Origin of the sequence: Paenibacillus sp. GYB006, from assembly GCF_036577645.1 — a bacterium.
Classification (GTDB): domain Bacteria; phylum Bacillota; class Bacilli; order Paenibacillales; family Paenibacillaceae; genus Paenibacillus.
On the sequence record NZ_JARBDA010000001.1, the window covers coordinates 513,132 to 535,946 of the forward strand.

The window sequence follows — 22,815 nt, forward strand, 5'->3', positions numbered from 1 at the left end:
GAGGGAATAATGAAGATATATACTAAATCAGGTGATAAAGGCCAGACTTCGGTAATCGGAGCAAGAGTACCAAAAGACGATGACCGGGTCGAGGCTTATGGCACGATTGATGAACTAAATAGTTTTGTCGGTCAAGCCATTAGTTTCATAACGAACGAAGAGAAGTTTGCGGATTTGAAAGAAGAACTGGAGATAATCCAGCAGGAGTTATTCGATTGCGGATCTGATCTTGCTTTTGTCAAATTGGAGGAAGGGAATTATAAAGTGTCTAGTGATATGGCAGAACGTTTAGAGCAGTGGATCGATCTTCATCAAGCTGAAAATCCACAAATTGAACGTTTCATTATTCCGGGAGGATGTGCCTTATCTTCCGCACTTCATGTGTGCCGTACTGTAAGCCGGAGAGCAGAACGCCGGGTCGTAACGCTTGGGTCTCACACTGAAATTAATCCTAGCGTCAGGTTGTATATGAATCGTCTGTCGGATTACTTTTTTGTTATCGCCCGTACGGCAAATGTTCGTTCCGGAGTTCCTGATGTAGAATATCTTCGCAGCAAAAAGGTGTTTCGTAGCAAATGATGTCTTACTATGATCCAATTGTATATGTTGTTCTTCCAGAAGATGAAGGGATGCTTCTAAAAACGATTTTGCAAAAAAGATTAGGAGTTTCCCGCAAGTTAATGTCCAGAGTGAAAATGACCGAATGTGGAATTCAATTAAATGGTCAGCGCGTCTATATCAGTGAGAAAGTAAAGGGCGGAGACCGAATCGAACTTCGAATGGAAAAAGAGACTTCGGAAGATATTTTACCGGAGCCTATTCCTTTTGACATCATATATGAAGATGAGCACCTGCTCATTGTGAATAAACCTGCTGGACTCATTGTACATCCAACCAGTGGTCACTATACGGGTACACTTGCCAATGGAGTGGTACATTACTGGCAGGAAAAAGGTGAACTGGTGCGTTTTAGACCTGTCCACAGGCTGGATCAAGACACGTCAGGAGTTTTGTGTATAGCTAAGAATCCATACGTGCATCAGCATATTTCCGAGCAAATGATACAGGGAACGGTAGATAAGTATTATACGGCGATTGTGCATGGATATCCTGAACCCGCAGAAGGTATTATTGATGGACCTATTGACCGAGATCCACTAGAGCCGCATCGCCGGATCGTTACACCGGATGGTTATCCAGCTCGCACATTGTATCATATAGTGGAACGTTATCCACATGGCAGCATGGTGCACATAAAGCTCGAGAGTGGACGAACCCATCAAATCAGGGTGCATATGAGTTCGATCGGTTGTCCGCTAATCGGAGATACCTTTTATGGTGCCGATCAGCTTACACATGTGGAATTTAACCGAGAACAGGCAATACTAACGGATACATGGATAAATAGACAGGCTTTACATGCCAGCAAGCTTTCTTTAACTCACCCGCTTTCAGGGGAAAGAGTGACGTTTACTGCGGCTTTACCAGCAGATATGGCACAGTTAAAAGCACAACTTGAACAATTGCAAGGTTAACAAAGATAATAACAAAACAGCTATAAATTCAGGAGGACCGTAGTATATGAGTCAATTAACCGTATATCAATATGCGAAATGCGGCACTTGCCGTAAAGCAGTAAAATGGCTGGAGGCAGCTGGACATGAGCTAACACAAATTCCGATTTTTGAAAAACCGCCTACGGTAGATGAATTAGCATCACTTATTGAGAACAGTGGACTGGAGCTGAAAAAGTTTTTCAATACAAGTGGAGAAGTTTATAAAGAAATGAATCTTAAGGACAAGTTGAAAGAAATGAGTAGAGAAGAGCAACTCAATCTGTTGTCCTCTAATGGCAGACTGATTAAACGCCCGATTGTGACGGACGGAAGCAAGGTAACCGTTGGTTTCAAAGAAGAACAATTTCAAGAAACATGGGGTTGACCTGATCTTCCTTTTTTAGAAGCGTGACTTTGGTATGCTTTCCATTGTTTTATCCCCAAACCTAGTGTAGCCTGTGCTATAATACAGGTATTATAAATATAGGTATGGAATAGAACAGGAGCGTTATCATAAGTGAGTAATGAAACAAAAGAACAACAATCGGTACTGATCGTCGACGGTATGGCCGTCTTATTTCGCGCGTATTTTGCTACAGCTGCAGGCGGGTATATTCGTCGTACGAAGGATGGGCTGGCCACAAATGCAGTTTATGGCTTTATTCGTTATTTCTGGGATGCAGTTCAGACGTTTAACCCGACACATGTGGTATGTTGCTGGGATTTAGGTGGAGGAACTTTCCGAGGCGAGCATTATGCGGCATATAAGGGAAATCGTCCGGAAGCGCCGGAAGATTTAATTCCTCAGTTTACAATGATTCAAGAAGTAATGGAAAGTCTCGGTATTCCAAACATTAGTGCTCCAGGTTATGAAGCTGACGATTGTATTGGTACGTTAAGTCGTTTATATAGCGAAGATCTTGGTATGAATGTGATGATTCTGTCTGGAGATCACGATCTTCTTCAGCTTGTGAACGATCGTACCAGTGTGATTATAATGAAAAAAGGGCATGGTAATTATAAAGTATACACTCCTGATTCCTTATATGAGGAGAAGGGGCTGCGTCCTCGTCAAATCATTGATATGAAGGGGCTTATGGGGGATGCAAGTGATAATTATCCAGGCGTTCGGGGGATTGGTGAAAAAACAGCGATGAAGCTTGTTCAAGAGTATGAATCCATTGAAGGGATTCTTGAACATCTGGATGAACTTAGTCCTTCTATTCGCAAGAAGATTGAGAATGACATGGAGATGTTACATCTATCTCGCAAACTGGCTGAGATCCATTTGGAAGTTCCCGTTGCTTGTTCTCTTGAAAGTTGTGTTCTAAGTTTAGATCATCATCAGGTTATTGCGAAATTTGAAGAACTTGAAATGAAAAGTTTGTGCTCACTGATCGGGGTTGCGATTAGTTAGAGATAGAATAAAAGATACGGAAGATTGATTTCCGTATCTTTTTTTGTGTATTTAGGCATTGACCTAAAACCGATTTCGGGGGATGATTAGATAAAGCCGGATACTAACCTTATAAAGCGATGATAGAACATCTTGGTATCTAGAAAAAGTGGAGGCGTTACCATTGAATGATATAGAGTCAGTTTCATATCGGATCGTATCTCTAAACGTTGGAACCAAGAAACGGATGAAAAGCGGCAGGCAAGAATTTTATTCAGCCATCGATAAACATCCTGTTTCAGATCGTATATATTTATCAAAAACAGGGTTTGCTCGTGATGAACAGGCCGATCTGATACACCATGGAGGCGTAGATAAGGCCGTGTGTGTATTCGACTATCTTGCTTACCCTTCGTACGAAGCTTTTTTGGGACAAAACTTGCAGCCAGGCGCGTTTGGCGAGAATATTACGGTATCCGGCTGCAGTGAGCAGGACACATGTATTGGGGATATATGGAAGCTTGGAGAAGCAACAGTACAAGTGAGTCAGCCGCGCGAACCTTGTTTTAAACTAGGTGTGAAACACAATGCTAAGGAACTTCCATTGAAGTTTCAAACGACTGGGATTACAGGGTACTATTTTCGAGTACTAGAAGAAGGATATGTATCAGCTGAGAGTGAACTTATTCTGTGTTCGCGAGCAGCTAACAGTGTAAGTGTAATGGAAGCAAACTACATTATGCATCAGAATAAAGATGATTTTCATGCGATACATAAGCTTCTTTCTGTGGATTCTCTATCAGCGAGCTGGAAATCCACACTGACAAAAAGAATGGAAAAGCGAAAACTCAACTAGAATGATTCGAAAGGGTGTTAATGTGCGAGTATTAGGTGCTATTGAAGCTGGTGGAACAAAGTTTGTATGCGGGATCGGTAATGAACAGGGTGAAATTTTTGAAAGAGTTAGTTTTCCGACGACAACCCCTGAAGAAACGATGGCCCAAGTGATTGCTTTTTTTGAAGGCAAGAAATTCGATGCACTTGGTGTAGGCTCCTTCGGGCCAATCGATCCGATTAAGAATAGTCCTACATATGGACATATTACAACAACACCTAAACCGTTTTGGGGCGGTTATGACATGATTGGCAAGCTAAAAGAACATTTTGATGTACCTATGAATTTCGATACGGATGTAAATGGGGCTGCACTTGGTGAGTATACTTGGGGCGCTGCAAAGGGATTAGACAGCTGTATTTACATCACTGTCGGTACAGGAATCGGAGCAGGAGCGGTTGTAGGAGGACAACTCGTTCATGGTCTATCTCATCCAGAAATGGGACATATCAGTGTAAGACGCCATCCGAATGATACCTTTGAAGGCTTCTGTCCATTTCATGGTGATTGTCTTGAAGGGATGGCAGCCGGGCCTGCGATCCTTAAACGCTGGGGAAAAGCTGGTGTGGAATTACCGACCGATCATCCTGCTTGGGAGATGGAAGCTTATTATTTGGCTCAAGCTTTGGTCAATTATGTACTTATTCTTTCACCGCAAAAGATTATTATGGGCGGCGGTGTAATGAAGCAGGAGCAATTGTTCCCTGAGATCAGACGCCAATTGAAGACACTCTTAGGAGGATATGTACAACATTCGAGTATTACCGAGCACATCGATCAGTATGTCGTGTATCCGGAACTCGGAGACAATGCTGGTATTTGCGGTTCACTCGCTCTTGCCAAGCTGGCTTTAGAAGAACAATAAAATTAACATTGAAATTATTTACATTTATGGTATAGTATTTGGTAACAGAACAGCGCGGAGTTACATGAGGAAGCACCTCTCTCACATGGATATGTGAGAGAGGTGCTTTTTTGCGTGTTACTTTTGTACTGCCTGATTTTGAGAGGAGGCTGGCAAGAAAATGAACATTGTATTTATGAATCAATTATCTGTAACATCAGAGCAAAGCGGGGCAAAGTATGCACAATTATGGATAGGGGAAGAAGAAGACTTGTGGCAGCTTGGCTGGAGCAGTATGAATTCGGGGGAAGAACTGGTCGATATTTGGTATGAGGGCGGTTCTTGGAATGAGATGATGCATATCTATCGTTTTCAGCTGGCAATCAAGATGAGTGAAGGCTACAGGCCGCTTATTGAGGGTATATTTCATGAAACCGAAGAGGTGAAACAGCGTAATCAGCATACGCAGAAACTGCAATGTTATAGCGAACTTTATAGTCGTGAAGAATTATATCAAGCTTTATGTATCTGGCGGAGAAAGAAAGCATCAACGGAGCGCAAAGCGCCTTATTTTATCGCGAGTAATCGATTGCTTCGGATGATTAGCACCTTTGTGCCTCATACTTTGGAAGAATTGCGGGAATTACCTGGTGTAGGCGAGAATAAGTTGGCCGAATATGGCCAGGAGTTGCTGGAAATCACCACAAAAGAAACGAGAGAACATGGTTTCCCACTAAATTGGGTAGTTACAGAGCTCACGGAAGAAGAATATGAGTCATGGAATTATAGGCAAAAAGAGCAAAAGTATAAACAGGAGCTGGAAAAATTCAATCTGAAGAAATCAGTTCTAACAGGTATAGCAGATGGTCAGTCTCTTGATGATCTCAGTGCTTCTACAGGTCTGAACCGCAGAGAACTAGTTGATTTTCTGGAAGAACTTGAAAAGAGTGGCTATGATACAGAGATGCTGATCGCAAAAGAACTGACATGGATGACCGATGATGAGCAAGAGCTGATCTGGAATGCTTATGATGAGCTTGGAACAAGCTTTTTAAAACCCATATTACACCGAGTGTATGGGGAAGATCCTGCAGGAGCGGGACCACTTGATCAATTGTATGAGCGGCTGCGTATGGTTCGTATTCGTTACCGAAGACAGACCGAAACAAGCAAACAGGTTGGATAAAAGGAGGAAGGCCACAATACATAATAACTTCTGGATATAACTCAGTCTATGATATGAATAAGCAGGGTGGATTATATAGCAAAGGTTCCTCCATATAAATGAAGGAACCTTGTTATATATGATATTTCCATGAAGATTAAATGAAGATCTAGTGAAAATACACTCACTAAAAATCTCTAAATCCAATCTTTTTTACGGAAAATAAGGTACATCGTGATCCCAAGCGCTGCTATAATCCCAATGACTATAAAATATGAATATTTATAATCTAGCTCAGGCATATTCTTGAAATTCATTCCATAGATCCCGGTAATCAGTGTCAGTGGCATAAATACGGTAGTTATGGCCGTAAACACACGCATGATCTCATTGGCCCGGTTGGAAATACTGGACTGATAAGCTTCTCGTAAGTTACCCATCAAATCCCGATAAGTATCAAATGTTTCTGATATTTTTACCGCATTCTCATAGATATCACTAAAGTATTTTTGCAATTGATCATCAATGAGACGCAGATCCTTTTTATTAAGTGTATTAATGACTTCTTTTTGAGGACCAAGCCCCTTCTTGAGCCATAAAATCTCACTTCTGAGACCTATAATTTCATTCAGATGACTTTTCTTGGTATGCATTAAAATATCTTCTTCGAGTTTTTCAATTCTTGCTTCGAGCCGGTCACCTACTGTGAAATAGTTATCTACAATGGAATCAATAAGCAGGTATAAGAAACGATCGGGCGAATTTACTTCCTGCTCCCAGAGGATCGGTTTCAGTGTTCGCAGTTCATTTACTTTCTGCTTCGTTACCGTAATAATATAATGTCTACCGAGGAAAACGTTGACCGCACGTAAAAATATTTCCTCGTCATCAAAACGGATACTATTCACAACGATAAAATAATGACTTTCATAGATTTCAAGCTTCGGACGCTGCTCTTCATCACTCAGACAGTCTTCTACAGCAAGATCATGCATGTGAAATATAGGTTGAAGAATGGCGAGATCGTCTACATCCGCATCGATCCAATAAAAGCCTTCTTCAGGTGGAGTCAGTGTATCTTCAATATGATCAAGCGAAGTGAAAACTCCTTGGTTAACATATCTAATCTTCATTTTGAACCACTCCTTAAGTAAACTCCCGGAATTTAAGCGGGACAAGCTGAATAACTAAGGAATGTGAACATCAGTGCCGACAAAAGGTACAAAGAGGGCAAACATCAGAAATTACGCGTCCCGTTAGCCGGCAAGCTGATGGTACATCCTATGCTGTTATAATCATTCGGCTGCCAGTCAGGCCTCGGGTCGCCGTCCATTTTTGTCACCCCATTATGTTTAAATTGACACTGATTCTTAGTATAACGTGCTATATTTCAGCAATCAAGATAAAATGTTTATGACATATCTTATGTCCGGATTTTCATAGTGGTGACTTGTTTTTTAAGTAACGTTATAAATCCAGTTCTTGACGGAAACATACCTCTTGCTATAGAGTAATGGTAACAATTAGTGAATTGTTCTTTATTGTAAAATTGAATACAGCGAAATCTTATCAAGAGTGGTGGAGGGACTGGCCCTTAGAAGCCACAGCAACCGGCGAGCGATCGCACGGTGCTAATTCTTGCTATTTAAGTTATATGCCGATTGTGGACTATAACTTGAATTGAGAGATGAGAGAGGAGCATTACCGTATACGGATGGGCGGCCTTTTCTCAAGTGTAATGGGATAGGTCGTTTTTTTTGTATCTTCCGTGGAAATAAATTCGCTTCCTTACGAACCTCTCACTCTATTAACCAACAAAACGTTTTTAAGGAGGAATTACCCTTGCCCATTAAAATCCCTGATACTTTACCAGCTAAAGAAATCCTCGCAAGTGAGAATATTTTTGTTATGGATGAAACGCATGCTTTCAAACAGGACATTCGCCCTTTACGTATTGGTATTCTCAATTTGATGCCTACGAAAGAGACAACGGAGACCCAGTTACTCCGGCTCATTGGCAATACACCTCTTCAAGTGGATGTAATTCTAATTCATCCAAAATCGCATGTTTCAAAAAACACGTCTCAAGAATATCTCGATATGTTTTACAAAACGTTTGATGAAGTAAAGGATCTGCGCTTCGATGGACTGATCATTACGGGGGCCCCGGTAGAACAGATGGAATTTGAAGAAGTAACATATTGGGAAGAAATTCAGCAGATTTTTAACTGGTCCAAAGCGAATGTGACTTCTACGATGCATATCTGTTGGGCTTCACAAGCAGGGCTTTATCACCATTTTAATGTACCCAAAGTGGCACTTCCTGAAAAATGTTTCGGTGTGTTTCCACACACGTTAAGTAAATCACATGTAAAACTCCTTCGAGGATTTGATGAGTTATTCCTTGCTCCGCATTCTCGTCATACCGAAGTACGCCGAGAAGATATAGAGAAAGTGGCTGGGCTTGATATTTTAGCAGAGTCGGAAGAAGCCGGAGTATATATTGTGGCTAGCGAGGATGGCAAACAAATTTTTGTTACAGGGCATTCCGAATATGATCCGTTATCCTTAAAGTGGGAATATGACCGCGATAAGGAGAGAGGATTAGATGTGAAACTGCCTAATAACTATTTTCCGAATGATGACCCAAGCAAGGTACCGTTGTCCAGCTGGAGAGCACATGCAAACTTATTGTTCTCGAACTGGCTTAACTACTATGTTTACCAAGCAACACCCTATGACCTTGAAACACAAAACTAGTCTATGTATATAAGGGGGACATCACATTATGGAAAACAAGCTGAAATTAGAAAGTAAGCTCGCACAAATAGGATCAGTTAAAGAACCTGTAACTGGAGCGGTTAATTTTCCAATCTATCAATCGACTGCATTTAGACATCCCGAACTTGGAAAAAGCACGGGATTTGATTACATACGTACGACAAACCCAACTCGAAAAGTACTGGAAGAAGCTGCAGCTGAACTAGAATCAGGGGATGCAGGTTTTGCATGCAGTTCTGGTATGGCAGCCATCATGACGATTTTCGCTAAGTTTGGGCAAGGGGATCACCTGATCATTTCACTTGATCTATATGGGGGAACATATCGTCTTGTGGAGCGGATCCTTGCTAAGAATGGAATTACAGCAAGCTATGTAGATACGAACGATTTAGAGGCCCTCGAGAAGGTGCGCCAGGAAAATACAAAAGCGATTTTCATTGAAACTCCGACGAACCCGCTGATGATGATCACGGATATTAAAGAAGTCTGTACATGGGCTAGAAAACACGAAATTTTGTCCATTGTAGATAATACACTGCTTACACCATTTTTCCAGCGTCCGCTTGAACTTGGTGCGGATATCGTAATGCACAGTGCTACGAAATATCTTGGTGGACATAACGATGTACTGGCTGGTCTTATTGTCACGAAAGGCAAAGAAATCTCGGAAGAGATCGCTTTTCTCCATAATTCGATAGGGGCCGTGTTATCTCCGAGCGATAGTTACCAGTTAATGCGGGGAATGAAGACGCTTGCGCTGCGTATGGAACGCCACGAATATAATGCAACAAAGGTAGCTGAATTTTTGCTGTCCCATGAACTGATTACAGATGTTTATTACCCTGCCTTGCCGGATCACCCGTCTTATGAAGTCCAAAAAAGACAGTCTAGTGGAAATACAGGCATCCTGTCTTTTAAAGTGAAAGACGCTCGTTATGTGGATCCTATTCTAAGACATATCAAACTCATTGCCTTTGCAGAAAGTTTGGGCGGGGTAGAGTCACTAATGACGTACCCTGTGGTGCAGACTCATGCGGATATTCCAGTCGAGATTCGTAATGCAGTAGGTCTCGATGATCGGCTGCTGCGTTTCTCCGTTGGAATTGAACATATTGATGATATTATTCAGGACTTACATGCTGCATTTCACGAGGCAGCTTTAGAGCTGGAAGGAAGTGTTGTTCGTGGCTAACAAAAAAGAAGACCAGCAAAACGATTATAAATTCGATACAAAATTGCTGCATTTTGGAGCAGAGATCGATGAGACAACCGGCGCATCCAGTGTGCCTATATACCAAGCATCCACGTTCCACCATCATGATATTTTTTCGCCGCCAACTCATGATTACAGCCGTTCTGGCAATCCAACACGGCAGGCGCTCGAAGATTATATCGCTCTTCTAGAGGGAGGAGTACGTGGTTTTGCTTATTCTTCGGGGATGGCTGCCATTTCAAGTTCTCTTATGATTCTGTCTGCAGGCGATCATATTATCGCCACGGAAGATGTGTACGGCGGAACATACCGCTTGCTAAGCAGCATTCTTACTCGGATGAATATTGAGACTACGTTCGTAGATATGACGGATCTAGCAAATGTAAAAGCCGCTTACCGTCCAAATACAAAAGCTGTATATATGGAAACACCATCAAATCCGACACTGCGTATTACAGATGTAGCAGGCATTACCGAATGGGCGAAGGAAAAGGGTCTTCTGACGCTGCTTGATAATACGTTCATGACACCTTATTACCAAAAGCCGATTGAGCAAGGAGTAGATATTGTACTCCATAGTGCCACTAAATTCCTTGGTGGACACAGCGATGTACTTGCGGGGCTTGCTGTAGCAAGAACAGAAGCGATTGGCGCGCAGCTGAAGCAGCTTCAAAATGGACTTGGCACTGTACTTGGCGCGCAAGAATCCTGGCTGCTCATGAGAGGAATGAAGACGCTTGGCGCTCGTATGGCTCATTCCGAGATCAGTGCGACGAAACTTGCAGCTTGGCTTACTAACCGTTCTGACATTCCTGCTGTATACTATCCGGGACTACTTCATCATCCTGGGCGAGAAGTACATGAGAAACAGTCTACTGGCTACGGTGCAGTGGTATCATTTGATGTAGGTTCAGGAGACCGAGCGAAAGCCGTCCTCAATAAAGTTCGCTTGCCTCTTGTTGCCGTAAGTCTGGGTTCAGTTGAGAGTATCTTGTCCTATCCTGCAATGATGTCTCATGCAGCGATGCCGAAAGACTTTAGACTAGAGCGAGGAATAACAGATGGTTTGCTTCGTTTCTCCGTTGGACTTGAAGATATTGATGATTTAATTGCCGATTTAGATCAGGCATTATCTAACACATAACATAAGATTTTTATTCTCAAAAGAAGCATGCTAGCATAAGGTGCTTCTTTTCACATGTATCCTATGTTACGATAGACAAGACAATATTTGATATTATTGTTACATTTCTAATGATAAGGGAGGCTGCCGTATGAGTGCGGTGAACCATATCTTAAATAAAGCGTTGAACGGAGAGCGTCTGAATGTAGAAGACGCTATTGCTTTGTTTGAATCTGATGAAGTTGAAAAAATCGGTGAAGCAGCTAATGTGATTATGAAGCGGATGCATCCCGAACCAATTACCACTTTTGTTATTGGCAGAAATATTAACTACACGAATGTGTGTGACGTATACTGTCGTTTTTGTGCGTTCTATCGCAGACCAGGCTCTGATGAAGGTTATGTATTACCCGATGAGCTCATTTTCCAAAAGATCAAGGAAACAGAAGATGTAGGCGGAACTGAAATCCTGATGCAGGGTGGTACCAATCCGAATTTACCATTCAGCTACTACACTGATTTGCTTCGCGGTATTAAGGAACGATTCCCTAATATTACGATGCATTCTTTCTCACCAGCCGAGATTATGAAGATGAAAGAAGTATCGGACGGACTTTCTCTAGAAGAAGTGGTGCGTCAAATTCATGAAGCTGGACTTGATTCGCTTCCAGGTGGGGGCGCTGAGATCCTCGATGATCGGACACGCCGCAAAATCAGTCGTCAAAAAGGCTCATGGCGTGACTGGATGGACGTGATGCAAACCGCGCACCGTATTGGTATGAATACAACGGCTACGATGGTTATCGGTTTTGGTGAAACGATGGAAGAGAGAGCTTTACATTTACAACGTGTACGTGATGCTCAAGATGAATGTATTCAGAACGGATATGATTCGGAAGGATTCCTTGCGTTTATTCCATGGACTTTCCAGCCTGACAACACAAACCTCAAAAAAGAGCGTCAAACACCAGAAGCGTACCTAAAAACAGTAGCAATTAGTCGTTTGTTCCTCGATAATATCAAGAATATTCAGTCTTCATGGGTAACGATGGGGCCTGAGGTAGGTAAACTTTCGCTTCGATATGGATGTAATGACTTTGGCAGTACGATGATTGAAGAGAATGTAGTGTCTGCTGCGGGTGCAACCCATAAAGTTAATATTCATTCCATTCTGGATTTGATTCGTGAAACAGGCAATATTCCTGCTCAGCGAAATACGAAATACGAAATTCTTCGTGTTTTTGATGAATCGGATCGTGCGGTTGTGAATGATTTTGTTATGCAGAACTAATTTTTCTTATATAAAATAAAGCGTACAAGCATAGCTGCTATGCTTGATGTAAATAGGAAAAACCCTTTGACTTTGAAGTCAAAGGGTTTTTTTATAATCGATTCATATCCCTATCGAATAGAATGCTAGCATGCGGATCGATAGAACGAACGATATATTTGATTCGGCGGGATTCAAATAGATGTATTTTGTAATATAGTACAGGTAGTGTTGCCCATGGCTCGGAGCCAAGTGTTGTCTCTTCTATTCTGTCAACAGATGCTTCGGGATCACGGTGTAACCGAGTCTTAATGGATTGTTCAATTCGCGCTTTCTCAGCACTTACGATACAGATCTTTCGATTAAAGGTATATCCTCTTAAAGAAAAGTGAACACCTTCAAATGCAATTAGATAGGCGATGATGGAATACATCGCTTGCTGCATCCCAAGTGTAACTCCCGCAGCGGTAAGCACAACCAAGTTCACCAGCATAATGACCCGTTCTAATCGATATTTAGATCGATTATTATAGGAGTGATCCATCGGCCGGATCGCTAGTGTATCGAGCGTACCACCTTCATATAACACCATCCCAATTCCAATTCCGAGGAACAACCCACCGCAAGCCGCGGCAAGCAGTGGATGTTCAATAAGAGCAGGAAAGGAATGAAGCATGAGAGAGCTAAGTGAAAGAACAACGAGTCCAAGAACCGTTAGGATTGCATATTGCCTCTGAACTCTTCGGTAAGAAAGAAGTATAAATGGCAAGTTGAACAAAAATAAGAAAAGTCCTAATCGCATCTCGGTTTGATAGGCGAACATGGCTGAAATTCCTGTTACACCGCCGATGATGAGTTGATTCGGATGTAAAAATAGCTCAAGCCCAATAGAAGCAAGAATTCCCCCAAGAATAACAAATAGTAATTTCTTTATCCATGTTCGATAGGATAGTTTGGCTGATGAGGAAAGAACGGAGTGTGGAGATTGATTCATCTTTGTTCCTCCTTTTCCTACATATTTGCGGATCCTTTATTTATTATCTATAGGTTTTTCTTTTAACACTTTAGGTTTTGGTTTCTTCTTGTTGTCTTCAAATTTAAATAGTTTATTAAGTCCACGGTAGATATGTTTCGATTCTTTCGTAAGCAGTGGTCCTAAGATCGCCAGAATCAAAACGTATATAGCAGCGAAAGGCTGGATAATCAGCATGAGTCCGCCAGCTTGAGCCATGTTCGCGAGAATAATAGAAAATTCACCGCGCGATACGATGGTAAGACCGATATTCGAGGAGGCTTTCGTCGAAAGTCCTGCACTTCGTCCCGCAAGCATTCCGGCTACGAAGTTACCAATTAGAGTAACAACGACCGCAATCAGAGCCAGCCAAACGGCTTCTCCACCGAGCGACAAAGGATCAATTGATAATCCGAAGCTGAAGAAGAATATGGCACCAAAGAAATCTTTGAATGGCATAATTAAATGTTCGATACGCTTCGCGTGAGTTGTTTCTGCAAGAACCAGTCCCACGAGAAGAGCACCGATTGCTTCAGCAACGTGAATCGTTTCAGAGAACCCTGCTACGAGGAATAAAGAACCGAAGATAACAAGACCAAACAACTCATTATTACGAATATTAAGCAATTTATTAAGCAAAGGAACGAGTTTGCGTCCTACAATAATTACGATAAGCATGTAACCAAGTGCAATCAGTGCACTTAAAATGACACCGCCGACCGAAGAAGAATCACTGAGAACAAGGCCTGAAAGAATGGAAATGTATACAGCAAGGAATACATCTTCAAACATAATAATTCCAAGAATCATTTCTGTTTCAGGATTAGCGGTTCTTTTCAGATCAACTAGTACTTTCGCTACAATGGCACTAGACGAAATCGTCGTAATCCCTGCAATAACCAGTACTTCTGCGATCGGAAATCCTGACATAAATCCTAGCAAAAGTCCAAGCGTAAAGTTAATGCCTAAATATATACTTCCACCAACTACAATCGATTTTCCTGATTTAATCAATCGTCCGACTGAGAATTCAAGTCCTAGATAGAAGAGCAAGAAGAGCACGCCTATACGACCAAGAAATGAAATAAAAGGCTCGCTCTCAATAAAACGAAAATCAAGATGCCATATCTGTGCGGCATGCGGTCCTACTGCCATACCAATCAAAATATAGAAAGGGATGACAGAAAAACGCAATTTTGAAGAAATCAGTCCGGCTGCCGCGATGAGTGCAATTGCCAAACCGACTTCAAGTACTAAATGATCCATCGGTTCACCAACTTCCATCCTTTAAGATTTGTTTTAATTTTTGCTGCTGATGTCTTTCTCCGACCGCAACGACTGTCGAGTCAGCTGTAATCTTCACATCAGGACCAGGGCTTACATGTTTGTTTTTGTTATTTTTATCGACTACGGCAATAATCGTTGCTCCTGAGTTCTGACGGATATCCAGTTCACCAATGGATTTACCGACACAACTGTAATTTGCATCAATTTTGTACCATTCGATAATAAGATCATCGAGCGTCATCTCCATACGCTCCAGTTGTTTTGGTTTGTAAGTCATCCCACCCACGATCGCTGCAAGTTGTCTTGCTTCGTAGTCTTCTAACGTAATCATTGAAATGCTTTGTTCCGGGTCATTATATTCAAAGTGATACATTTCACGTCTTCCGTCGTCATGAATCACAATAATAACTTTGTCACCACTGCTTGTCGTCGCTTGAAATTTACGTCCGATTCCAGGCAGGTCTGTTTCACGAATTTCCATATAGATTAAATCCTCCTAAAGTTTGTTTATAGCCATGAAGCTTTCATAGCAGCGTACATAAAGTGTTTGCAATTCGTTTTCTCTATGCACTTACAAACGTAGAGGTGAATTTAACGGGTTTAAGATAAAGCCGGCGCCTTAAATTGTCATAAAACACCTTGAAAGGCGGCTCGATCATGGGAACCCGAAAGATCATCAGAATGGACAGTATCGTAAAGAGGTATTGCAAAGGGTTAACGGCAGTTAACTTCAGAGGCAACATCGATTTTCGAATCATTGCTTTGGGGTGATGATTCCCCGAGAAATCCATGGGTTCCATGGTTGATTCGTGGGCGAAAATAGAATGTGACCCTGCAGTCGTGTTACCGAGGGTGGGGATTTGATAGGAAAAAATCACAAATAAACATAGAAAAATCAGTAAGAAACGCTGAATCCAATTCTCTTTTTTCATCCCATCCCCCTCTCTGCAAGATACTGTTACTAAAATAATAACATAAATTTGTTCGGACTCCAAATTCGTTTTTCTTCTTACTATCCTGAGAATACATGTCATTCTTTCCATTAAGCCGCTTCGTATATCCCCTTCGACCGGACCATATAATATTTAGAGAAGGGAGTGGGTTTTGTGGAATTGTTCGCGATATGGACAGAAGTAAACAGCCAATCAGCAGAAGATTGCTTTTATCGATTTATTAAAAATAAAACAAAAGGTCTACATATAAGCAAACAAGGCTTTCGATTTTCCTTTAGGAAATATGAAGGCAAGGCAGCATGGATATGTAAAGGAACGGAAAGTCACCCCGGTTTTAAGGAAGGATTACCTCGGATGTATCAGATTATGGCTGCAGGTATAGCTGATTACATTCTTGATCAAAAAGAAGAGGAGCAGCTCGACCAGATCCTGAAGCGTGAATGTGTAAATATGGATTCTGAGGAACTTTCGCGGGTCAAAATCATATGTGAACCGCTGCTGAGATCAAGATTCGAAACGGAGCAGGGGACGAGAGAACGAAGGCATGCCAAGCTAACTGAAGGGCTTATACAAGGGATGAAAGAAATACCTATAATTCATCTTGATGGAGTACTGCGATTTCGGATGCAGAGTTATAAGAAAGAACTTCATGAAATTGTGGAATATGCATTGGATGAATTTTATATGGATCGGCAATATGAGGAGTTTATGAGTCTTTTGAAATATTTTGTTTATTTCCAGGAGACGAAGGTGCCTCTCGTGCATGTCGTGCATAAAGATCAACACGAATTTGTATTGTATGATGAGTACATGCGGCCAATGGTATTGCCTCCAGATGAAAGTGTCATTATGGAAATGCCAGGTATAGAACTTGAAATGGAAGTTGAAGATATGATTATCAGCAGGCTGATCTCCATTTCACCTAAGAAAATGAAACTGCATACACAGACCCAAGATTTTCCAGTCATTCGATCCATTACACAGATTTTTGAAGATCGAGTGGAAATTTGCCATAATTGCAGACATTGCCGTAAGGTGAAAGAAACGGGGCAGCTGGCGCTTGACGAAGAGGAATCTTTGGAATTATAATAACTGGTATTAAAAGCAATGACAAAGACATGAGCCGTAGAGACTGGGCCGTACAGAGAGAAGAAACCTGGCTGTAATTTCTTCCGGATACCAACTGCGACTTACCCCTTTGTAGCTGTGGTTTAGAACGCTTGCATTTATGCAGACAAGTAAGAACCGCCGGATTCATGCCCGTTATCTTGCATGCTTCAATGAGGGTTGTCCTGTGATGTACAGTAGTGCATGATAAGAGACAACTGAATTAGGGTGGAACCACGAGTATTACACTCGTCCCTTTGCCGGGACGGGTGTTTTTTGCGTCTGCAATAAACATAGCATCGTTCCCCGGCATCCAAAAGGATAAAGGAGGAAATAACAATGTCAGTAAGTATTAAATTACCAGATGGTTCTGTTCGCGAATATGAGAACGGAGCTAGTATCCTTGATGTGGCTGCTTCGATTAGCAGTGGACTCAAAAAAAATGCACTTGCAGGTAAAATGGATGGGATTGTTGTAGATCTTTCTACTCCACTTCGTGAAGGTGCACTTGTTGAAATTGTAACTTATGATTCACCTGAAGGGCTTGAGGTGCTTCGCCATAGTACAGCGCATTTGCTGGCGCAAGCCGTAAAACGCCTGTTTGGCAACAAAGAAGTCTTCTTGGGTGTAGGACCTGTGATTGAGGACGGATTCTATTATGATATGGATCTCGAACATGCACTGAATCCAGAAGATCTGCAAAAGATCGAGAAAGAAATGGAACGGATTGTAAATGAAAATCTGCCTATCGTTCGTAAAGAAGTGAGCAGAGAAGAAGCCATTCGTATTTTTGAAGAAGTTCAAGACCCTTATAAGCTGGAACTCATTCGTGACTTGCCAGAAGACAGCATTATTTCTATCTATGAGCAAGGCGAATTCTTTGACCTTTGCCGTGGACCGCATGTCCCATCCACTGGAAAAATTAAAGTATTTAAGCTGATGAACGTAGCCGGCGCATACTGGCGCGGAGACAGCAAAAATAAAATGCTTCAACGGGTATACGGAACTGCATTTGCCAAGAAAGCACAGCTGGAAGAACATCTTCACTACTTGGAAGAAGCAAAAAAACGTGATCACCGTAAACTTGGTAAAGAACTTAACATGTTTACTTTTTCTCAGCTGGTGGGTCAAGGGCTTCCTATTTGGCTTCCAAATGGAGCAAAACTGCGCCGTACTCTAGAACGCTATATTGTAGACCTCGAAGAAAGTCTTGGTTACAAACATGTATATACTCCTGTTCTAGGAAATGTAGAGTTGTACAAAACTTCTGGACATTTAGAGCACTATGAAGAAGATATGTTCCCAAGAATGGTACTCGATAACGAGGAACTTGTACTTCGTCCAATGAACTGTCCTCACCATATGATGGTATATAAGAGTGAAATGCACAGCTATCGTGATTTGCCGGTTCGTATTGCAGAGCTTGGAATGCAGCACCGTTATGAAATGTCAGGAGCACTGACAGGTTTACATCGTGTTCGTGCGATGACTCTTAATGATTCCCATATTTTCTGCCGTCCGGATCAGATCAAAGAAGAGTTTGCTCGTGTTATTGAGCTGATCATGATTGCTTATAAAGATTTTGGCATTCACGACTACCGCTTCCGTCTGTCTTATCGCGATCCTCAGGATACTGAGAAATACTTCCCGAATGATGAGATGTGGGAAATGTCTCAGCGCATGTTGAAGGAAGTAGTAGAAAGTCTGGATATGCCGTTCTATGAAGCTGAAGGGGAAGCTGCTTTCTATGGTCCTAAACTTGATGTTCAGGTAAAAACTGCACTGGGTAAAGAAGAGACACTATCAACTGTTCAGCTCGACTTCTTGCTTCCAGAGCGTTTTGAACTGGAGTATGTAGGAGACGATGGACAAAAACACCGTCCGGTTGTTATCCACCGCGGTATTTTGGGAACTATGGAACGTTTCACTGCATTCTTGCTCGAAAATTATGCAGGTAATTTGCCGCTTTGGCTGTCTCCAGTTCAAGCAAAAGTAATTCCTGTATCGGTTCATTTTGAGAAGTACGCTCGTGAAGTGGAAGAACAGCTTAGACGCGGCGGTATCACAGTAGAAGCAGATCTACGTAATGAGAAACTCGGCTATAAAATTCGTGAAGCTCAGCTAGAGAAAATTCCTTATATGTTCATCGTTGGGGAAAATGAAATGAATGACGGCAGTGTCTCCATCCGTAAACGCGGAGAAGGAGATTTAGGAGCTAAACCATTGGCTGAGGTAGTACAAATGTTGCAAGAAGAAATTCGTACACACCAAGTCTAAAAAGGATTTAAATAGACACGGATGAATATATCGTGTGTTTTATGGGGACTCTCTGCTAGAGAAAGGGAGGAATTAAACCTATGATACACCGAGTGATTCGGCGATGTTCTTCAGCTGTTTTGCTGATGATGCTGATTTGTTTTTCTAGTAATGACTTAGCTATTGCCTTTCATGTACAACGAAGTGAGCCGGATGAAGCAAGAGAAGTGCTCGCTCCGCCAACGGAACAGGTGGTCGGGACAGTAAATGTGACGGCAACGGGTTATACTGCGGGATATGAATCAACAGGAAAAGGTCCGAATCATCCACTATATGGCATCACTTATTCGGGTGTAAAAGTACACCGGAATAAACAAGGGGTTTCGACCATTGCCGCAGACCCTTCCTTATTTCCACTTGGAACGGTACTTTATATACCTGGGTACGGATATGGAATTGTAGCTGATACAGGATCTGCTATTAAGGGCTCCAAGATTGATCTGTATTTTCCAACGATTAAGGCGGTATACAGCGAGTGGGGCAAAAAAGATGTGCAGGTTCAAGTAATCAAGCTAGGGAAAGGGAAATGTACGGAACAAATGCTAGAGCAGCTCGGAGATGCGATCATGGTCAATCAGAGCATTCCGGATGCCTTGCTGAATGAAGAAATATAATTATGATTAAAGAGCTTGCTTGGGTAGTTATCCTACCCAGGCAAGCTCTTTTCTTTTTTTGAATAAGAAAGAGCAAACCCTCACATAATACGGACTGAGGTGTGAACCTCGGGTCAAGCAAGTGACCTACACTTGCAGGAGAGGGAGGTGAATCTGACATGAAAAAAGCGAATTCTCAAGGTACGCAAAGTTCTCAGGGTTTTCAAACTCCGAATGAGAAATTTGACGCTGAGTTTGGACAAGAAGCAAGCTCAGTAGCTGAAAAAGCAAAACAATCTTCAGCTTCTAAAGTACAAGAAAACTTCCAAACTCCGGATGAAAAGTTTAACGCTGAGTTTGCAGTTGAAAACACGGGAAATAAACAACAAAAACAACAAGGTCAACAAGGCCAACAAAAATAATGTAAGATAAACAAACAGACCCTGAAGAATATTCTTCAGGGTCTGTTTGTTTATCTCTTCCGCTTTTCTGCTCAGTCTCAAGACCGAGTAGAATTTCATTCCTGCGCCGCTCTTCTTATCAGGCAATTTCGTTTACAATAAGTACATAATTAGACAAACTAAAGAAAAATGAAAAAAAGAGAGGTGCACGAAATATGGCAAACCGTTTTATCGGAGCTGTACTGCTCATCGGAATAGGTTTAGTGGTGTTATTTCACATATTGAACGGGGGAGATTTTAGTCTTGGCTACCTCATCTCCACATTTTGGCCAGTCATTTTTTTGTATCTTGGATTCAGTTCCTTGAAAGACAAAAGTTATATTGGCGGTTTAATACTGCTGGTTCTTGGCGCACATTTCTTAAGTAATAATCTAGGGTATTCTTATTTCTCGTTCCGAGATCTTTTCCGTTACGCCGTACCTATGGCGCTAATTGGGGGCGGTCTTTATGTACTCTTAAGTCCGAGAAGAAGGGATCGTAAACATGATCAGAGAACAAAAGAAGATGAAGAATATAAGGTTCCTCCTGCACCACCCGTTGAACCAAGTCCGCTTTACTCCGATTTCGATAAACAGTTTGAGCAAAAGTTTGGCTCAACCGTTAAAGACGATGATAACAAGAAGTATGAACAAGCGAGACAGCAGAATCATTATGGAAATAATAACTATAAAGATGTGAATTTTCATGATGCAAAAATAAACAAATCGACTTTCATTGGTGATATTCGCCTCGGAGATGATTATTACGAATTGAAACCAACCAATATATCTCAGTTTATCGGAGATACCGTAATTGATTTAACGAAAGCACAAATTCCGTATGGAGAGACACGAATTCATATCTCTAGCTTTATAGGGGACATTAAAGTCTTTGCTCCTAGAGATATGGAGATTGGGATCATGGTGAATTCCAATTCGTTCATCGGTGACATGGATGTTCTCAGCAATTCAAAACAAGGTTTTATGAGCAATGCGGTCGCAGAAACTCCCGGTTATAGAGAAGCTGGAAAGAAAGTGCGTATTATTATTAGCGTTTTTATCGGCGATGTTAAAGTGAATTCGGTAGGTTAACGCGATGAAGATGATATTTCGAACGGTTAAATGGGAGCTATTGTTATTTTTCTTAATGAATAGTGTAGTTACAGTGGGAATTCTCTATAGCGCTTCTCGAACAGGGTATGCAGGGTTAGCTATGCCCCAGACCTGGCTCTACTATCTAGCGCTCATTGTAATTACAACGCTGATTATTGGCTATATTGCTGGACTGCGTGTCCAGCGGAGAATAGATGTGCTGAATCTAAATATGCTGCAAGTAACGAAAGGGAATCTTTCTTCTCGAATTGCTGCTGATGAGGATGCTTCTTTTTCAGGGATATTCCCACAATTTAATAGGATGATGGATGCCATCGAGGAACGGATGAAATGGGTACAGAGACTGGGAGAACAAGAGGTAATTGAGAAGGAAAAAGCGGCAGAAGCGGCTGTGCTGGAAGAGCGGAGAAGAATGGCCCGAGATTTACATGACACCGTAAGCCAGCAATTATTCGCGATGCACATGTCTGCTTCTGCTCTCCCGTCTTTACTTAAACAGCATCATGAACAAGGCAGTATAGTACTTGAACAACTGATCACGATGTCACAAACTGCTCAAAAGCAGATGAGAGCGCTTATTGCTCAGCTAAGACCTGTAGAACTGGAGAATCGTAGTCTCGAAGAAGCTCTTGACGCCTGGTTTCCGGATTATTGCAGACAAAATGGACTAAAGGGAGTAAAAGAACAAGAGTTTATTGGCGGGATCTCTGAAGCCATCGAACATCAAATGTTTCTTATTATTCAAGAAGCAATGGCTAATATTGTGAAGCATGCCGGGGCAAGTCTCGTCAGTTTGTCGATACGAGAAGAAGAAAGACGAATTGTATTCAGTGTGAGTGATAACGGCAAAGGTTTTCGTCCGGAAGAAGCAGGAAGGCAAGGTTCTTATGGGCTTATGACAATGAAAGAACGAGCTGAGAAATTAGGAGGAAATGTAGACATAATTGCACACCCGGGAGCAGGAACGACGATAAGAGTGCATATACCTAAGTTTAAAGCTGATTCATAAGAGGAACTTAGTCGGCGGCATATATGGAAGGGGAGATTTAATTGGAACTGGAAAAAACGAAAATTATGATTGTAGATGATCATGATATGGTCAGAATGGGACTAAAAACATACATAAGTTTGGATCCTTCTTTTGAAGTCGTATCGGAAGGTAAAGATGGACAACATGCCTTACATACGCTACAGACCTCTGCCCCCGAACAATTACCCGAACTGATTCTTATGGATTTAATGATGCCTGTAATGAATGGAGTGGAAGCAACAAGAGCCATACTATCTGAATACCCGGACATGAAAATCATTATATTAACTAGTTTTCTTGAGGATCATTTGGTACTCGAAGCGATTGAATCTGGAGCAGTCAGTTATGTGCTTAAAACGATTTCAGCTGAGGAGCTTGTTTATGCTTTGCAGGGAGCAAAACGAGGTATGCCCGTAATGACAAATGATATCTCTCAAGCGCTTACTCGGGGACTTAGACAAAAAACGGTTCAGGATGACGACTCGGGAATGACGGAAAGGGAGCGAGAAGTTCTGTTGCTCATTGCTGAAGGGAAAAATAATAAGGATATATCGGAAGAACTACATATCAGCATCAAAACCGTCAAAACTCATGTAAGTAATCTGTTAATGAAATGTGAGATGGATGACCGGACACAGCTGGCGATCTATGCTCACCGTAAAGGCTGGGTGAATACATAATAAGATTTTTTTTAATTTCAACAATTTTACATGTTTTATCTC

23 protein-coding genes, 1 riboswitch and 1 other annotated feature are annotated in these 22,815 nt (G+C 41.7%); of the genes, 18 read left to right on the plus strand and 5 right to left on the minus strand.

Annotated features, from left to right (window positions below):
• The first annotated feature begins 9 nt into the window (after positions 1-9).
• The 7 genes from PV403_RS02550 to PV403_RS02580 all read left to right on the plus strand — a co-directional run bounded on the left by PV403_RS02550 (position 10) and on the right by PV403_RS02580 (position 5,877).
• Positions 10-579 (plus strand): cob(I)yrinic acid a,c-diamide adenosyltransferase, encoded by a 570-nt coding sequence (locus PV403_RS02550; RefSeq protein ID WP_332083505.1) that lies wholly within the window; start codon positions 10-12, stop codon positions 577-579.
• Entirely contained in the window at positions 576-1,535 is a 960-nt protein-coding gene (locus PV403_RS02555) for an RluA family pseudouridine synthase (protein WP_332083506.1), read from the plus strand. Before PV403_RS02550 ends, PV403_RS02555 begins: the two co-directional genes overlap by 4 nt.
• 46 nt (positions 1,536-1,581) lie before the next feature.
• Complete coding sequence (locus PV403_RS02560) at positions 1,582-1,941, plus strand: arsenate reductase family protein (RefSeq protein ID WP_332083507.1); 360 nt, start codon at positions 1,582-1,584, stop codon at positions 1,939-1,941.
• Between the two features lie 132 nt (positions 1,942-2,073).
• Entirely contained in the window at positions 2,074-2,973 is a 900-nt protein-coding gene (locus tag PV403_RS02565) for a 5'-3' exonuclease (RefSeq protein WP_332083508.1), read from the plus strand.
• 163 nt (positions 2,974-3,136) lie between these two features.
• A complete protein-coding gene (locus PV403_RS02570) occupies positions 3,137-3,808 on the plus strand; it encodes an MOSC domain-containing protein (RefSeq protein ID WP_332083509.1) in 672 nt (223 codons plus the stop codon).
• Positions 3,809-3,830: 22 nt separating this feature from the next.
• On the plus strand, positions 3,831-4,712 hold the full coding sequence (locus PV403_RS02575) for an ROK family protein (RefSeq protein ID WP_332083510.1): 882 nt from the start codon (positions 3,831-3,833) through the stop codon (positions 4,710-4,712).
• A gap of 160 nt (positions 4,713-4,872) precedes the next feature.
• A complete protein-coding gene (locus PV403_RS02580; protein WP_332083511.1) occupies positions 4,873-5,877 on the plus strand; it encodes an HRDC domain-containing protein in 1,005 nt (334 codons plus the stop codon).
• 176 nt (positions 5,878-6,053) lie between these two features.
• Here the strand turns inward: PV403_RS02580 and corA are convergent, their stop codons facing one another.
• Positions 6,054-6,989: a magnesium/cobalt transporter CorA gene (corA, locus tag PV403_RS02585; RefSeq protein WP_213532024.1), complete on the minus strand. Its 936-nt coding sequence runs from the start codon at positions 6,987-6,989 to the stop codon at positions 6,054-6,056.
• A gap of 430 nt (positions 6,990-7,419) precedes the next feature.
• Positions 7,420-7,550: riboswitch (SAM riboswitch) on the plus strand.
• A 148-nt stretch (positions 7,551-7,698) separates the two neighbouring features.
• Here corA and metA point away from each other — a divergent pair.
• The 4 genes from metA to mqnC all read left to right on the plus strand — a co-directional run bounded on the left by metA (position 7,699) and on the right by mqnC (position 12,264).
• Entirely contained in the window at positions 7,699-8,616 is a 918-nt protein-coding gene (gene metA / locus PV403_RS02590) for a homoserine O-acetyltransferase MetA (RefSeq protein WP_332083512.1), read from the plus strand.
• 28 nt (positions 8,617-8,644) lie between these two features.
• Positions 8,645-9,829 (plus strand): aminotransferase class I/II-fold pyridoxal phosphate-dependent enzyme, encoded by a 1,185-nt coding sequence (locus PV403_RS02595; protein WP_332083513.1) that lies wholly within the window; start codon positions 8,645-8,647, stop codon positions 9,827-9,829.
• Positions 9,822-10,994 carry an aminotransferase class I/II-fold pyridoxal phosphate-dependent enzyme gene (locus tag PV403_RS02600; protein WP_332083514.1) on the plus strand — a complete coding sequence of 391 codons (1,173 nt, stop codon included), beginning with the start codon at positions 9,822-9,824 and terminating at the stop codon, positions 10,992-10,994. The genes PV403_RS02595 and PV403_RS02600 overlap by 8 nt, the downstream gene beginning before the upstream one ends.
• Positions 10,995-11,124: 130 nt before the next feature.
• Positions 11,125-12,264, plus strand: coding sequence for a cyclic dehypoxanthinyl futalosine synthase (mqnC, locus tag PV403_RS02605; RefSeq protein ID WP_213532028.1), 1,140 nt, complete (start codon positions 11,125-11,127; stop codon positions 12,262-12,264).
• Between the two features lie 91 nt (positions 12,265-12,355).
• On the opposite strand, the gene PV403_RS02610 is transcribed toward mqnC, so the two are convergent.
• The 4 genes from PV403_RS02610 to PV403_RS02625 all read right to left on the minus strand — a co-directional run bounded on the left by PV403_RS02610 (position 12,356) and on the right by PV403_RS02625 (position 15,474).
• The gene (locus PV403_RS02610) at positions 12,356-13,237 is read right to left on the minus strand and encodes a YitT family protein (RefSeq protein ID WP_332083515.1); all 882 of its coding nucleotides are present in this window, start codon (positions 13,235-13,237) and stop codon (positions 12,356-12,358) included.
• 36 nt (positions 13,238-13,273) lie between these two features.
• Complete coding sequence (locus tag PV403_RS02615) at positions 13,274-14,521, minus strand: cation:proton antiporter (RefSeq protein WP_213532238.1); 1,248 nt, start codon at positions 14,519-14,521, stop codon at positions 13,274-13,276.
• Positions 14,522-14,525: 4 nt separating this feature from the next.
• Positions 14,526-15,023 (minus strand): cation:proton antiporter regulatory subunit, encoded by a 498-nt coding sequence (locus tag PV403_RS02620; RefSeq protein WP_332083516.1) that lies wholly within the window; start codon positions 15,021-15,023, stop codon positions 14,526-14,528.
• 82 nt (positions 15,024-15,105) lie between these two features.
• A complete protein-coding gene (locus PV403_RS02625; RefSeq protein WP_213532031.1) occupies positions 15,106-15,474 on the minus strand; it encodes a hypothetical protein in 369 nt (122 codons plus the stop codon).
• Between the two features lie 174 nt (positions 15,475-15,648).
• Here PV403_RS02625 and PV403_RS02630 point away from each other — a divergent pair, with 174 nt between their 5' ends.
• The 7 genes from PV403_RS02630 (at position 15,649) to PV403_RS02660 (ending at position 22,773) form a co-directional block, all read left to right on the plus strand.
• Positions 15,649-16,584, plus strand: a complete 936-nt coding sequence (locus PV403_RS02630) for a putative sporulation protein YtxC (RefSeq protein ID WP_332083517.1) — start codon at positions 15,649-15,651, stop codon at positions 16,582-16,584.
• 9 nt (positions 16,585-16,593) lie between these two features.
• Positions 16,594-16,862, plus strand: a binding site (T-box leader).
• A 79-nt stretch (positions 16,863-16,941) separates the two neighbouring features.
• Positions 16,942-18,879: a threonine--tRNA ligase gene (thrS, locus tag PV403_RS02635; RefSeq protein ID WP_332083518.1), complete on the plus strand. Its 1,938-nt coding sequence runs from the start codon at positions 16,942-16,944 to the stop codon at positions 18,877-18,879.
• Positions 18,880-18,959: 80 nt separating this feature from the next.
• Entirely contained in the window at positions 18,960-19,532 is a 573-nt protein-coding gene (locus tag PV403_RS02640) for a 3D domain-containing protein (protein WP_213532034.1), read from the plus strand.
• Positions 19,533-19,690: 158 nt separating this feature from the next.
• Positions 19,691-19,933 carry a hypothetical protein gene (locus PV403_RS02645; protein WP_332083519.1) on the plus strand — a complete coding sequence of 81 codons (243 nt, stop codon included), beginning with the start codon at positions 19,691-19,693 and terminating at the stop codon, positions 19,931-19,933.
• Between the two features lie 194 nt (positions 19,934-20,127).
• Complete coding sequence (liaF, locus tag PV403_RS02650) at positions 20,128-21,042, plus strand: cell wall-active antibiotics response protein LiaF (RefSeq protein ID WP_332083520.1); 915 nt, start codon at positions 20,128-20,130, stop codon at positions 21,040-21,042.
• Positions 21,043-21,046: 4 nt separating this feature from the next.
• Complete coding sequence (locus tag PV403_RS02655; protein WP_213532036.1) at positions 21,047-22,072, plus strand: sensor histidine kinase; 1,026 nt, start codon at positions 21,047-21,049, stop codon at positions 22,070-22,072.
• Between the two features lie 65 nt (positions 22,073-22,137).
• A complete protein-coding gene (locus tag PV403_RS02660) occupies positions 22,138-22,773 on the plus strand; it encodes a response regulator (RefSeq protein WP_442951731.1) in 636 nt (211 codons plus the stop codon).
• The last annotated feature ends 42 nt before the right edge of the window (positions 22,774-22,815 follow it).